Source organism: Streptomyces sp. ISL-43, from assembly GCF_018614195.1.
Taxonomy (GTDB): domain Bacteria; phylum Actinomycetota; class Actinomycetes; order Streptomycetales; family Streptomycetaceae; genus Streptomyces.
Map to the genome: position 1 here is coordinate 20,841 of NZ_JAGGOT010000026.1, position 13,051 is coordinate 33,891.

General features: G+C 70.2%; 16 protein-coding genes. 5 read left to right on the forward strand and 11 right to left on the reverse strand.

The window, feature by feature from the left end:
- Nucleotides 1–83: 83 nt before the first annotated feature.
- Nucleotides 84–740 (reverse strand): lipase family protein, encoded by a 657-nt coding sequence (locus J7F03_RS14920; protein ID WP_214949711.1) that lies wholly within the window; start codon nucleotides 738–740, stop codon nucleotides 84–86.
- A 44-nt stretch (nucleotides 741–784) separates the two neighbouring features.
- Between J7F03_RS14920 and J7F03_RS42650 the strand changes: the two genes are divergently transcribed.
- From J7F03_RS42650 to J7F03_RS14940, 4 genes are read left to right on the forward strand one after another with little or no spacing between them, the layout of a single operon-like run.
- Nucleotides 785–1,453, forward strand: coding sequence for an IS5 family transposase (locus J7F03_RS42650; protein WP_374104336.1), 669 nt, complete (start codon nucleotides 785–787; stop codon nucleotides 1,451–1,453).
- 43 nt (nucleotides 1,454–1,496) lie between these two features.
- The gene (locus J7F03_RS14930) at nucleotides 1,497–2,378 is read left to right on the forward strand and encodes a GNAT family N-acetyltransferase (protein ID WP_214949649.1); all 882 of its coding nucleotides are present in this window, start codon (nucleotides 1,497–1,499) and stop codon (nucleotides 2,376–2,378) included.
- A gap of 57 nt (nucleotides 2,379–2,435) precedes the next feature.
- Nucleotides 2,436–2,660, forward strand: coding sequence for a Scr1 family TA system antitoxin-like transcriptional regulator (locus J7F03_RS14935; protein ID WP_308379545.1), 225 nt, complete (start codon nucleotides 2,436–2,438; stop codon nucleotides 2,658–2,660).
- Nucleotides 2,644–2,910 carry a DUF397 domain-containing protein gene (locus J7F03_RS14940; RefSeq protein ID WP_214949653.1) on the forward strand — a complete coding sequence of 89 codons (267 nt, stop codon included), beginning with the start codon at nucleotides 2,644–2,646 and terminating at the stop codon, nucleotides 2,908–2,910. Before J7F03_RS14935 ends, J7F03_RS14940 begins: the two co-directional genes overlap by 17 nt.
- 64 nt (nucleotides 2,911–2,974) lie before the next feature.
- Here the strand turns inward: J7F03_RS14940 and J7F03_RS14945 are convergent, their stop codons facing one another.
- The 5 genes from J7F03_RS14945 to J7F03_RS14965 all read right to left on the reverse strand — a co-directional run bounded on the left by J7F03_RS14945 (nucleotide 2,975) and on the right by J7F03_RS14965 (nucleotide 7,788).
- Nucleotides 2,975–3,346, reverse strand: coding sequence for a hypothetical protein (locus J7F03_RS14945; RefSeq protein WP_214949655.1), 372 nt, complete (start codon nucleotides 3,344–3,346; stop codon nucleotides 2,975–2,977).
- 206 nt (nucleotides 3,347–3,552) lie between these two features.
- The gene (locus J7F03_RS14950) at nucleotides 3,553–4,167 is read right to left on the reverse strand and encodes a hypothetical protein (protein ID WP_214949657.1); all 615 of its coding nucleotides are present in this window, start codon (nucleotides 4,165–4,167) and stop codon (nucleotides 3,553–3,555) included.
- A 171-nt stretch (nucleotides 4,168–4,338) separates the two neighbouring features.
- Nucleotides 4,339–5,799 (reverse strand): sodium:alanine symporter family protein, encoded by a 1,461-nt coding sequence (locus J7F03_RS14955; RefSeq protein WP_214949659.1) that lies wholly within the window; start codon nucleotides 5,797–5,799, stop codon nucleotides 4,339–4,341.
- Nucleotides 5,800–5,998: 199 nt separating this feature from the next.
- The gene (locus J7F03_RS14960) at nucleotides 5,999–6,880 is read right to left on the reverse strand and encodes a haloalkane dehalogenase (RefSeq protein WP_214949661.1); all 882 of its coding nucleotides are present in this window, start codon (nucleotides 6,878–6,880) and stop codon (nucleotides 5,999–6,001) included.
- 86 nt (nucleotides 6,881–6,966) lie between these two features.
- A complete protein-coding gene (locus J7F03_RS14965; protein WP_214949663.1) occupies nucleotides 6,967–7,788 on the reverse strand; it encodes an SDR family oxidoreductase in 822 nt (273 codons plus the stop codon).
- A 95-nt stretch (nucleotides 7,789–7,883) separates the two neighbouring features.
- On the opposite strand from J7F03_RS14965, the gene J7F03_RS14970 reads away from it, so the two are divergent.
- Complete coding sequence (locus J7F03_RS14970) at nucleotides 7,884–8,507, forward strand: TetR/AcrR family transcriptional regulator (protein ID WP_214949665.1); 624 nt, start codon at nucleotides 7,884–7,886, stop codon at nucleotides 8,505–8,507.
- 59 nt (nucleotides 8,508–8,566) lie between these two features.
- On the opposite strand, the gene J7F03_RS14975 is transcribed toward J7F03_RS14970, so the two are convergent.
- The 5 genes from J7F03_RS14975 to J7F03_RS14995 form a co-directional block, all read right to left on the reverse strand.
- Nucleotides 8,567–9,205, reverse strand: a complete 639-nt coding sequence (locus J7F03_RS14975) for a hypothetical protein (RefSeq protein ID WP_214949666.1) — start codon at nucleotides 9,203–9,205, stop codon at nucleotides 8,567–8,569.
- Between the two features lie 154 nt (nucleotides 9,206–9,359).
- A complete protein-coding gene (locus J7F03_RS14980; protein WP_214949669.1) occupies nucleotides 9,360–9,968 on the reverse strand; it encodes a phosphoribosylanthranilate isomerase in 609 nt (202 codons plus the stop codon).
- 150 nt (nucleotides 9,969–10,118) lie between these two features.
- Complete coding sequence (groL, locus tag J7F03_RS14985; RefSeq protein WP_214949671.1) at nucleotides 10,119–11,741, reverse strand: chaperonin GroEL; 1,623 nt, start codon at nucleotides 11,739–11,741, stop codon at nucleotides 10,119–10,121.
- A 368-nt stretch (nucleotides 11,742–12,109) separates the two neighbouring features.
- Nucleotides 12,110–12,316, reverse strand: a complete 207-nt coding sequence (locus J7F03_RS14990; protein WP_008743607.1) for a cold-shock protein — start codon at nucleotides 12,314–12,316, stop codon at nucleotides 12,110–12,112.
- 429 nt (nucleotides 12,317–12,745) lie between these two features.
- Nucleotides 12,746–13,024 carry a MoaD/ThiS family protein gene (locus J7F03_RS14995; RefSeq protein ID WP_214949673.1) on the reverse strand — a complete coding sequence of 93 codons (279 nt, stop codon included), beginning with the start codon at nucleotides 13,022–13,024 and terminating at the stop codon, nucleotides 12,746–12,748.
- Nucleotides 13,025–13,051: the final 27 nt, after the last annotated feature.

Here is a 13,051-nt window from a genome sequence, read left to right on the forward strand (position 1 = left end):
CGGCCGGTGGACCACACCGGCCGGGAGCCTTCACTGCCTCACGTCACATCACGTCACGCCGCATCACGCCGCATCACGCCGCATCAGGCGCAGTTGGACGGAGCCGGCCGGCCCGCGAAGCGGTCCGCGATCCAGCCCAGGTACTCCTGCTCCGCGACGTTGGGGATCGTCTGGTGCGTCGCGCCCTGGTACTTCGTGTACTGCACCACCGCGTCGTCGAAGCTGCAGGCCCGCGCGACGTACTCGTCGGTCGAGTTCGGGTTGATGACGGTGTCCGCCGTCCCCTGCATCACCAGCACCGGCGCCACCGCGGCGACCAGGCCCGCCGTGTTCTCGCGGAAGTGCTGGTGCCAGACCTCCGGCACCTCCGAAAGCGGCTGGAACAGCGTGTCGAGCTGCCCGACGTTGCCCACGTTGTTCTGGATCACGTCGGAGAAGTGCTCGATGCACGCCACCCCGTCGCCTCTGAGCGCCTCCAGGCCGGCCGGCTTCAGCACGTCCTCGGCCTTCAGCTCGGGGTAGGCAGCGAGGAAGCCCCGGTAGACGTTGATGCGCAGCGCCGCGTTGTGGGCGGCCGAGGTGGCATCGGTCGGGCCGGGCAGCACCAGGCCCGTGAAGTCCGGTCCCAGGTTGGCCGCCGGCGCCAGCGCCGCGATGCCGACCAGCTGGGTCTCCGGGGTGTACGAGCGGTAGTTCTGGGCGATGAACGCCGCCGCGCCGCCGCCCTGCGACCAGCCCAGGACGGCGGTCTTGCGGTTCGCGTGGGTGTCGGTGAAAGGGGGACTTGCAGGTCGAGCCGCCCGGCGGCGTCACCGTCGAGCCGGACGACCATGGCCTTGGCCGCTCGCGCGGCGGCCTGACCACCAAGCTCCACCTGGCCGTCGAGCAAGAGCAGAAGCCCATGTCGATTGTGATCACCGCCGGACAGCGCGGCGACTCCCCGCAATTCGAGCCGGTCCTGAACAAAATCCGCGTCGCCCGCACTGGTGCGGGCCGGCCGCGGACCCGGCCCAACCGGGTCCGCGCCGACAAGGCATACGCCTCCCGCAAGAACCGCGCCTACCTGCGCAAACGCGGCATCCGCTGCACCATCCCGGACAAGGCCGACCAGGCCCTCAACCGCAAGAAGCGCGGCTCGCGCGGTGGCCGTCCGCCGAAGTTCGACAAGATCGACTATCGAGATCGGCATGCGGTCGAGTGCGACATCAATCGCCTCAAGCGCCACCGGGCCGTGGCCACGAGGTACGACAAGCTGGCGGTCCGCTATGAGGCAACCGTGCTGGTCGCGGCCACCAATGAGTGGCCGTGGCCGCACGCTCGCACCGGTCTTTCGTTAACCCTTTGCCGAGGAACCGATGGGCCAGCTAGGTTCTCCCAGCCGTCCCGGTTGTTCCGGACCGGCGCTGTCGACGAGGAGGTGTGGAGCACATGTGCAGGAGTGCCCAGCAGTTGAGTCCGCGTACTGACCTTTGCCACTTCCTCACGACGGAGACACCTTGTCGTCTCGCATCACCCCACTGACCGACCCCGCTCACGGCCCGAACAGCCGGCGCCTCGCATGGCTGGCGTCCGACGCCGATTCCATCCCCATCGGAACCGCCTTTCTGCGCCTGTTCAACAGTCCCGGACAGGAGCACCTGGCCGAACTGACCCTCCAGGTCCATCCGGCGGAGCGAGGCCAGCACGTCGGCTCGCAGCTCCTCGACGCCGCCGTGGCCGCCGCCCGGGACAACGCCCGCCGCTGCGTCATTGCGCAGGCCGAGGCCGGATCGCCCGGCGACCAGTTCCTGGTGGCGCGCGGTTTTCGTAAGGTGCTCACCCTGAGGTTCTCCCGCTTGCCACTGGCCGATGTGGACACCACCGCCCTCGCCGAGATCATCGAGCATTCGCATCCCGGCTACCGGCTGGCGGCATGGCAGGGAGCTGTCCCCGACGACCTCGCCCAAACGTTTGCCGCCTCACGTCGCGCCATGGACGACATGCCCATGGAAGACACCGACTACGGCACCGTGACGTGGGACGTGGACCGGGTCCGGGCCGCGGCGAAGGCCGTCGAACGGCGCGGCGACCAGCTGCACACCGTCGTCGCCATCGACACCTCCAACGGCTCGATCGCCGGATTCACAGAACTCGTCATTCCCGGCAACGGCACAGGTGATGGCCAGCACTACGGCACCGGCGTGCGGCCCGAGCACCGTGGACACGGCCTTGGCCGACGGATGAAGGCCGAGTCGATCCGACAGGCCCATGGGCACTATCCGGGCCTCGGTGGCCTCCTGACCGACACCGCCGACAGCAACAGGCCCATGAGACACATCAACGACAGTCTCGGCTACACACCCACGCACACGACGCACCAGCACCAGCTCGACCTCTAGCTGCAAACAGACGGGCCGGACCTGGACATCACCTCGCCCGGCCCGTCGACACTTTCGATACACGCCCCAGAGGGTTCTCTCAAGCTGATGGGCTTCGAGGATGCTCCCCCGCTCGCTTACGTTCAAGGCAATGGAACAGGACTGCTGTTGGACGATCCGGCCGAGGTCGCCCGGCACTCCCTGACCTACGATCTGCTCACGGCCAACGCGCTCTCCCCAGACAAGTCGCCGGCCATGATCGAGTACGTGGCGGAGGGTTACGAGCATGACGCACCAGCCTGAGTACGACCTGTCGGCGGCCACTTGGCACAAGTCCAGCTACAGCGGCGGAAGCGGCGGTGACTGTCTGGAGATGGCCACCTGGCGCAAGTCCACCCACAGCGACGGCAGCGACGGCAGCGGCGGCAGCTGCGTCGAAGTCGCCGACGGCCACCCCGGCATCGTCCCCGTCCGCGACTCCAAGGTCCCCGACGGCCCCCACCTCGCCTTCGGTGCCCCGGCGTGGTCCGCCTTCGTGGCCGCCCTCGGCTAGCGCGTCCGGCCGGCCGGCCCGTGAGGCAACAGGCGATGCGGCGCCGGCCGGGCCGCCCGCCCGCTCAAGGAGTCAAGAGGCGGACGGTCACCGGCGTCCTAGCTGCCGTGCATACCGCGAACGCGTTCACCTGCTGGAAGTCCGCTGATTCGTTGGCGACGCTGGCCCGCCAGCCGTTGTTCTCGAAGGTCGTCAGGATGAACTCGGAGTTCTCGCTGTACCCTCCACCACCGGTAACCTGCTGTCCCGCCGGACACCCGACCCACGAGGTTCCGACACCGTGGAACTTCCCCACCGAGCCCGGCCGTCCGGGGACCTGATGGTGGGGAGCGGCCGAGCAGACGACGAAGGGCTCCACCGTGTGGGTCGCCCCGGAGTTGTTCCAGTACCTGACCTCCCACGTGTTGAGGCTCTGGAGTGAACTCTGGATGACCACTCCTTGCGCTTGACCCCGCCCTCCTCCACCAGTGGGTACCTCACCGTTGGGGCAGGGCTGGTGCAGGATGACGACCTGGTTCCTCGTCAGCGTGGTCCGGGCCCCGAAGACCTGGTGATGGGCGGACGGCGAACAGATCACCGTGGCCGAGACGCTGCCGGCCTCGCACCCCGACGAACAGCGTGATCGCCCGGACCTGCCCGGTCCTAGACCAGCACCTTCGCCGCAGCGGAGGCGGAAGCGACCGGGCCGACCGGATCGGCAGCCGGGCGGCCGCGGTAGAGCGGTGCGAGGGAGACCAGGAGGAGTACGGCTCCGAGCGGTATGAGGTCCTTGTCGGCGAAGGGCAGGGTGGTGTCGATGAGGACCAGGACCGGGGCCCACGGCTTGAGGATGCGGCGCGCGGCGAGCTGGGAGACCAGGATCAGCTGGCCGACGAAGAACAGCATCGGGCCGAAGTCGTAGAACACGGGGAGCATGCCGGGTATCTCCTGGACCCGGGCGAACAGCACCTCCATGGCGCCCCGGTCCGCCGAAAGGAACCCGACCACGAGGTCGATGGCGAACTGCCCGCCGACGGCTATGGCCCCCGCCGTGCCGGTCCACAGGCCCACGGTGGACAGCCGGTTGCGGCCGGCCATCGTGCGCATCGCGGCGAAGCCCTGGACGAAGTAGACGAGCGCGCCGAGGAAGCACAGGTGCCCGAGGCTCCACGCGAAGCCCGGCCCGCGGCTGCCGTCGAGACCGTCGATGATGCGGATGACGCCATAGGCGCCCATCAGAACGGGGGCTGCGATGAAGGCGGTTCGCGGTGTGGTCATGACCACGAAGCTACGGGCCCGACACCCCGAGTCGCATCGGGTGCCGACCCCTGAAATGCCCCCTAGGAGCAGCCCTGGGATCAATGAGGGCTCCCGGCGACTTCGGCAATGAGCGCGGGCGGTCACCCGCCGATCTCCGAAGAGGAGATCGCCGCCTTGGCGCGGCGCTGACTACACCCGCTCGGGAGCCGCCGCCGACGGGACCGTCGTGCGGATCGGATCCCAGCACTGGACGCCCTTCAGGTCCGGCATGCGGTCGCGGGTGAACACCGGCTCCAGGCCCGCCCGGCGCTGGGCGAGGTAGTCGTCCAGGAGGCGGAACGCGATCGCCGACAGCGGGATGATCGCCGCGAGGTTGATCAGGGCCATGAGGCCCATGAACACGTCCGCCAGGTTCCAGACGACCGACACCGAGCCGAGCGAGCCCAGCACGACCGCGCCCAGGACCAGCGCGCGGTACCCGGGCAGGACCCACCGCTTGCGGGTGATGAACTGGATGTTCGTCTCGCCGTAGTAGTAGTTCCCGATCATGCTGCTGAAGGCGAGCATGAAGACCACGACCGTGAGCAGGTGGCCGGCCCACCCGCCGAGCGTGTCGCTCAGCGCCGTCTGGGTCAGGTCCGCGCCCTGGCGGCCGGACAGCTCCGGGTTGGTGACGAGGACGATGAAGGCCGTCATCGTGCACACCAGGAGCGTGTCGAAGAAGACGCCCAGGGACTGTACGAGGCCCTGCTTGACCGGGTGCGAGACCTCGGCGGCGGCGCCCGCGTTCGGGGCCGAGCCGAGGCCCGCCTCGTTGGAGAACATGCCGCGCCGGATGCCCTGCTGGAGTGCCGCGCCGATGCCGCCGGCACCCAGCTCGCGGAAGCCGAAGGCGCCTCCGACGATGTCCGCGATCACCCGGGGGAACTCGGTGATGTTCAGGAGGACCACCGCCGCGCCCAGCAGCAGGTAGACGATCGCCATCACCGGCACCAGGACGGTGGTGACGGAGGAGATCCGCTTGACGCCGCCGAAGACGGCCAGGCCCAGCAGGGCGGCCAGCAGCACGCCGAGCGAGGGCCCGAACCAGTTCGCCCCGTCCGCGTCCGCCAGCGAGCCGGAGGCGACGGCGGTGATGGTGTTGGCCTGCACCGCGTTGAAGACGAAGCCGAAGGTGAGGGTGATCGTCACCGCGAAGAGCACCCCGAGCCAGCGTTTGCCGAGCGCGCGCTGCATGTAGTACGCCGGACCGCCCCGGTAGGCGCCGGTGGAGCCCCGCACCTTGTAGAGCTGGGCGAGCGCCGACTCGACGAAGGCGGAGGCGGCGCCGATCAGCGCCATCATCCACATCCAGAAGACGGCGCCCGCGCCGCCCAGGGTGATGGCGGTGGCGACGCCGGCGATGTTGCCGGTGCCGACGCGTGCGGCGGCGGAGATCGTGAAGGCGCCGAAGGACGAGACCTGCTTGCGGCCGTCCGAGCGCGGCGGGGTCTTCTCCGTCAGCACCCGGAACATCTCCGGGAGCAGGCGCAGCCGCACACCCCGGGACCGGACCGTGAAGTACAGGCCGGCACCGACCACCAGCGGAATCAGCAGGTAGGTCCAGAGGTGATCGTTCGCGCTGACGATCATCGAGTCCAGGGTGTCCATCCCCGAAGTCTCGCCGGGGCGGAAGGCCCGCCGACAGGGACCTACGTCCGCCTCCGGAGGGACCGAAGACCCGCGCTGCCCGCCCTTCGCCCTGTTCTCGACGGCCGGCTCCACCCCGAAGGCCCGCTCCACCCCGGCGGCCGGCTCCACCCCGAAGGCCCGCTCCACCCCGGCGGCCCGCTCCACCCCGGCAGCCGGATCAACTCCACAGCCCGTGCCGCTCGGCCCGCTCCCCCACCGCCGCCGCGATCAGCAGCGGGTGGTCCTCGGGCGTGTGGTGCCCGGCGGCCACGTCGTCGTGCCGAGCGAGCTCCAGGCCCGCGATGTTCGCCGCACACCAGTCGACGGTCTCCGGTCCCGTCATGGCCCCGGGTCCCGGCGCGAAGGTCGCCAGCAGCTTGGGCACCTCCGGACTCGCCGCCAGCCAGTCGCCGTACGCCGCCACGCGGGCCACCACCTCTGCGGGCTCCCCGCCCAGCGGCATCGACCGCGCCCACCGGAGCAGCGGGCGCCGGCTCTCCCGCGTCGGGTACGGGGCCCGGTACGCGTCCAGGTCGCGCGGGTCGAGCGGGACGGCGACGCTGCCGGGCAGCCCCTGCTCTATGAAGGCGTTCTCGTCGAGGATCATGGCTTCGCCGACGCCGGGCGTCTTGATCGCCCGGAACAGCCCGCGGCCGCCTTCGGGGAACTCCTCCCAGCTCATCGGCTTGACGATGGTTTCGGTGAACGCGATCCCGCGTACCCGCCCCGGATGCCGGGCTGCCCAGTCGAAGGCGAGCGCACCGCCCCAGTCGTGCCCGACGAGCACCACTTCGCCGAGGCCGAGGGCTTCGATCCAGGCGTCGAGGTAGCGGGAGTGGTCGTCGAAGGTGTAGTCGATGGCCGGCTTGCCCGACTCCCCCATGCCGATCAGGTCCGGCGCGAGCAGCCGGCCGGGGCCCCCGACGGCGGGAAGGACCTCCCGCCAGAGGTGGGAGGAGGTGGGGTTTCCGTGCAGGAAGACCACGGGCACGCCGGCTCCGGCTCCGGCTCCGGCCTCCCGGTAGTGGATCGTCGAGTCGAGTACGGGCTGTACGGGCATGGCTGCTGCTCCTCCTGGGAGTTGACGGTGACGCTTCGGACGGCGGAGCCGGGCGCGGGAGGGACCGGGGCCGGGTACGCGGCCGGTCAGCGGAAGGCCGGGGCCATGCGGTCCGCCCAGGCGGCGAACGGCCGCGGGGCGCGGCCCAGGATCAGTTCGACGGCGGGGCTCACCGCCAGCTCGGCGGCGACGGGCGCGCCCAGGATCGACAGGGTCCCCTCGACCGCCGGCTCGGGCATGAAGGTCAGCATCTGCGCGCGGGCCTCCTCGGGGCTCTGCTCCACGAACCGCACCGGCTCGCCGATCGCCCCCGCGATCGCCTCGGCCCGCTCGCGCGGCGTGACCAGGACCGGCCCGGTCAGGTCGTACACCGCTCCCGCGTGCCCCCCGCCGCGCAGCACGGCCGCCGCGACCTCGGCCACGTCCACCGGGTCGACCGTGGGCAGGGCGACGTCCCCGAAGGGCGCGGCCGCCGTGCGGTGGGTACGGATCGACTCGGCCCAGGCGAAGGCGTTGGAGTCGAGCCCGCCCGAGCGCAGGATCGTCCACTCCAGGCCCGACCGGCGGACGGCCTCCTCGAAGGCGGCCGGGTGGCGGTACTGCTCGGGCCGGGTCCCGACCCCCTGGGAGGACATCAGCACGACCCTGCGTACGCCGCCTGCCGCGGCCAGATCGAGGAGCGCCCGCGGGTCCTCGCCGGCGACGAGCAGGAACAGGGCCTCGGCGCCGTCGAGCGCGGGCCGCAGGCTCTGCGGGTCGGCGAGGTCGGCCCGGTGGTGGCGGACGCCGGCCGGCAGGGCGTGCTCCGGCGTCCGGCGGGAGACGGCCGTGACCTGCTCCCCCGCCGCCGCGAGGACCCGTACGAGCTCGCTGCCGACGTTTCCGGTCGCACCCGTGATGACGATCATGAAAGGCTCCCCGCCCGTCGGTTTTTAGTTAGCCAACTGGCTAACTCCTGCGACGACCATAGCCCGCCGGGCGGCGCCCGTCTACACTTAGTCAGGTGACTTACTCAGAATCCGCAGCCACAGAGCCGTCCCGCCCCGCCGAGCCGTCCCGCCCGAAGGCCAGGCGCGGGGGCAAGCGCGAACGGCTCGCCGCGGCAGCGGCCCAAGTCCTGCACGAACAGGGCATGGAGAAGACGACGATCGCCGACATCGCGCGCGCGGCCGACGTCCCGCTCGGCAACGTCTACTACTACTTCAAGACCAAGGACCAGCTGGTCGAGGCGGCCATCGACGCCCACGCGCAGACCCTCGCGGGCCTGATCACCGCCCTCGACGCGCTCCCGACCCCCCAGGACCGCCTGAAGGCCCTCCTCGCCGGCTGGGTGGAGCAGCGCGAGGTCACCGCCCGCTACGGCTGCCCCACCGGCACGCTCGCCTCCGAGCTCGACAAGCGCGACGACGGCCTCGACCAGACCCTCGCCAAGGTCATGCGGGTGCTGCTCGACTGGGCCGAGCAGCAGTTCCACGCACTGGGCCGGGCCGCCGACGCACGTGAGCTCGCGGTCGCCCTGATCGCTTCGTACCAGGGCATCTCGCTGCTCACCAACACCTTCCGCGACCCGGAGTTGATGGCCACGGAGGGACGCCGGCTGGAGCGCTGGATCGACTCGCTGGCCTGACGCCCGGCCGCCCCTCCCAGCAGGCGGTCGGCCGGCGGTCGGCGATGGTCAGCCGGTGGTCAGCCGGCCGGCCTCGGGACCACCGTGAAGGGGGTGTCGGTCGAGTACGCGAAGGTGCCGGCCGGCAGGCAGTTCTCCGCCTCGACCGTCCCGAAGCCGTCGCAGTGCTGCTCCTTCAGGGTGAACAGGACGGTGTTGGTGTGCGGCCCGAGGGGCAGCGCCTTGAGCGGGGGCGAGGCGACGACCGAGAACGGGAGACCGTCGGTGCCGACGAAACCGGTGTGCAGGACCCGCTTCTTCTCGTACGTGAAGCTCCGCTCCCGCGGTGTGCCCATGTCGTTGATGTAAGTGGCACTGACGAACTTGGAGTCGAAGTCGTCGATCGGATCGGGACGGGACGGCGTGTAGCCCTCCGGATAGACGGCCTTCTCGGCGCTCGGCGCCGTGACCCACGCCGGCGCGGTCCTGACCCATTTCTCCTTGGCGTAGGTCTCGCGGCAGGAGGGCGGTCCGATGATCCGCTCCTTCAGGCCGAGGAGCTCGTTGACGTCGACGCCGTCGGAGTCGAAGCAGTGCGGGACCTGCTGCTCGGGCCTCGGCAGCGGCGCGGCCTCGGCCGACGCGGTCGCGGCGGCGCCCCCGAGCGCAGCCACCAGCAGGGACGGGACGACCGCGGCGAGGAACCGTGCTCGGTTCACCGGGTACCACCTTTCGATGTCGGCGTTCGTGGCCGTCGGCCAGCCGACCACCCCCCGGGTCCCGGCCCCCGGCGACACCTCCCGCGAGCGGCCGGACGGCGCAGCCGAACCACCCCGGCGACACCGCACCGCCGGCCGGCCGCCCTTCAGCCCCTCAGCCGCCCGCACCCCGGGCCGCCGCGATGAAGGCACGGATCAGCTCCGGGGACTTGACCCCGCGCTCCCGCTCCACCCCGCTGGACACGTCCACGCCCCACGCCCCGGTGACCGACAGGGCCTCGCGCACGTTCCCCGGGTTCAACCCGCCCGCCAGCAGCCACCGGCCGCGCGGCGCGGTGAAATCCGGTGATCCCCAGTTCCACGGCTTGCCGGAGCCTGCGTCGGGGGCGTCGATCAGCAGCAGGTCCTCCCCGTACTCCCCCACGGCGGGCACCGCGCGGGCCGTGGCCCGGATCAGCGTCCGGCCCTCCGCGCGCAGCTCCTCGTAGTACTCGGGCCCCTCGTCCCCGTGCAGCTGTACGGCGCGCACCCCGCTCTCCTCGGCGAGCCGCCGGACCTCGTCCACCGACTGCCCCCGGAACACCCCGACGGTGAGCACCCCGGCGGGCACGCGCGCGGCCAGCTCCCGCGCGGCGGCGGCATCGATCGTGCGCACGGTGCCGGCGGCGAGGATGAACCCCACGGCATCGGCTCCGGCCTCCACGGCGGTGTCGATGTCACGCGCGGTCTTCAGACCGCAGATCTTGACGAACGGCTCAGTCATGCCAGCAGTCAACCAAACCCGGCCGATCCGCGGCGATGCGTCCCATGGGCCGGGCAGGAAGACCACCCCGCCGAACGCCCGAGGGCGGCACCCCTTCGTGGAGAAGGGGTGCCGCCCTCGGTACGAGAACAGCCGATCAGCCGGGGCCGATCAGAAGTCCATGTCACCGCCCGGCATGCCGCCGCCGGCGCCGGCGCCGGCCTTCTCGGGCTTGTCGGCGATGACGGCCTCGGTGGTGAGGAAGAGGGCCGCGATCGACGCCGCGTTCTGCAGGGCAGAGCGGGTGACCTTCGCCGGGTCGATGATGCCCGCGGCGATCATGTCGACGTACTCGCCGGTCGCGGCGTTCAGGCCCCAACCGATCTGCAGGTTGCGGACCTTCTCCACGACGACGCCACCCTCGAGACCACCGTTGACGGCGATCTGCTTGAGCGGGGCCTCCAGGGCCAGGCGCACGGCGTTGGCGCCGGTCGCCTCGTCGCCCGTGAGCTCGAGCTTCTCGAAGACCGCGGAGGCCTGCAGCAGGGCCACGCCGCCACCGGCGACGATGCCCTCTTCGACGGCCGCCTTCGCGTTGCGAACGGCGTCCTCGATGCGGTGCTTGCGCTCCTTGAGCTCGACCTCGGTCGCGGCGCCGGCCTTGATGACGGCCACGCCGCCGGCCAGCTTCGCGAGGCGCTCCTGGAGCTTCTCGCGGTCGTAGTCCGAGTCGGAGCTCTCGATCTCGGCGCGGATCTGGTTCACGCGACCGGCGACCTGGTCGCTGTCACCGGCACCGTCGACGATGGTGGTCTCGTCCTTGGTGATGACGACCTTGCGGGCGTGGCCGAGCAGGTCGATACCGGCGTTCTCGAGCTTGAGGCCGACCTCCTCGGAGATGACCGTGCCGCCCGTGAGGATGGCGATGTCGCCGAGCATGGCCTTGCGGCGGTCGCCGAAGCCCGGGGCCTTGACGGCGACGGACTTGAAGGTGCCGCGGATCTTGTTGACGACCAGGGTCGACAGGGCCTCGCCCTCGACGTCCTCGGCGATGATCAGCAGCGGCTTGCCGGACTGCATGACCTTCTCGAGGAGCGGCAGCAGGTCCTTGACCGAGCCGATCTTCGAGTTGACGATCAGGATGTACGGGTCGTCGAGGGACGACTCCATGCGCTCCATGTCGGTGGCGAAGTACGCCGAGATGTAGCCCTTGTCGAAGCGCATGCCCTCGGTGAGCTCGAGCTCCAGCCCGAAGGTCTGGGACTCCTCGACCGTGATGACGCCTTCCTTGCCGACCTTGTCCATGGCCTCGGCGATGAGCTCGCCGATCTGGGTGTCGGCGGCGGAGATGGAGGCCGTAGAAGCGATCTGCTCCTTGGTCTCCACGTCCTTGGCCTGGTCGAGCAGGGCGGCGGAGACGGCCTCGACGGCCTTCTCGATGCCTCGCTTGAGGGCCATCGGGTTCGCACCGGCGGCCACGTTGCGCAGGCCCTCGCGCACGAGCGCCTGGGCGAGAACGGTGGCGGTGGTCGTACCGTCGCCGGCGACGTCGTCCGTCTTCTTGGCGACTTCCTTGACCAGCTCGGCGCCGATCTTCTCGTACGGGTCCTCGAGCTCGATCTCCTTGGCGATGGAGACACCATCGTTGGTGATCGTGGGGGCGCCCCACTTCTTCTCAAGGACGACGTTGCGACCCTTGGGGCCAAGGGTGACCTTGACGGCGTCGGCGAGCTGGTTCATCCCACGCTCGAGGCCGCGCCGGGCCTCCTCGTCGAACGCAATGATCTTGGCCATCTGAAGTGGTCCTCCCGGACAGCGGTGGATTGCTCCCGGACCGCGCCCGCGCCCGCGACGGACGGCCTGCGTGCCCGGCGGTTCCTTCCCACCGGACCCTGCGGGCCTCACCGACCCGGTCCTCGTTTAGTAGCACTCTCACCAGGAGAGTGCTAACGCCAATGATTAGCACTCGGCACCCCCGAGTGCAAGCGGCTTTGGGGAAACCCTGATGAATACCCAGGCGGGACAAGGGCCGCGGCCGCCCCACGCACGAGGGGCCCGCATCCCGTGTCCAGGATGTGGGCCCCTCGTATGCATGCCGTTGTCCGTCGTACGCGGCCTCCGTGCGTGGCCGCGGTACGTGTCGGTGGTCGATCGCGGTCGGACTAGCCGGCGGCGAGCTTGACCATGTCCGCCTGCGGACCCTTCTGGCCCTGCGAGATCTCGAACTCGACCCGCTGACCCTCTTCAAGGGTGCGGTACCCGTCCATCTGGATGGCGCTGTAGTGGACGAACACATCCGCACCACCGTCGACCGCGATGAAGCCGTAGCCCTTCTCCGCGTTGAACCACTTGACGGTGCCCTGAGCCATGCCTAACTCCCCTATTACTGGCCCTTGCGCAGGACCGCACTTCGCGGTCCCGGGTCAGAACTTGCGCCGGAACGCCTCGACCGGGGCTGAATGTATCTGCACCGCTGCTGTCTGCAACAGGTCATTCCGACGAGAATTCTGGACATGGCAAAAGATTGAAATAGGGTGAAAACCAGGAATATTCCAGGGCAACTCGGGCCGGACAAACCACGCCAACGGCCCATACCGCACTTGCATGTTGACTCAATGTCAACCCTCACGCGACCCGCTCATATGCGGCGGGCAAGTACAGCGGAGGGGACTTCCCCAACTCTACCGCGCCCAACCAAGCAGAATTGCCCCCTCCGTTTATTACCGGAGGGGGCAATTCAGCGTTCCGGGTGCCGGCGGCCGCGTATCGGCGGCCGCTTGCCCGTCAGCAGCAGCGGGTCAGCAGCCGCCCGCGACGGCGGGAATGATCGAGACGCCCGCGCCGTCCGGGGTGGACGCCTGCAGCCCGCCCTCGAAGCGCACGTCGTCGTCGTTGACGTAGACGTTCACGAAGCGGCGCAGCTTGCCCTGGTCGTCCAGGACGCGCGCGGCGATGCCCGGGTGGCTCTTCTCCAGGGACTCGATGACCTCGGCGAGGGTCGCGCCCTCGGCGGAGACCTCGGCCTGGCCGCCGGTGTAGGTGCGCAGGATGGTGGGGATGCGGACGTTGACGCTCATGGCGCTACTGCCTTTCCGGGTGCAGGG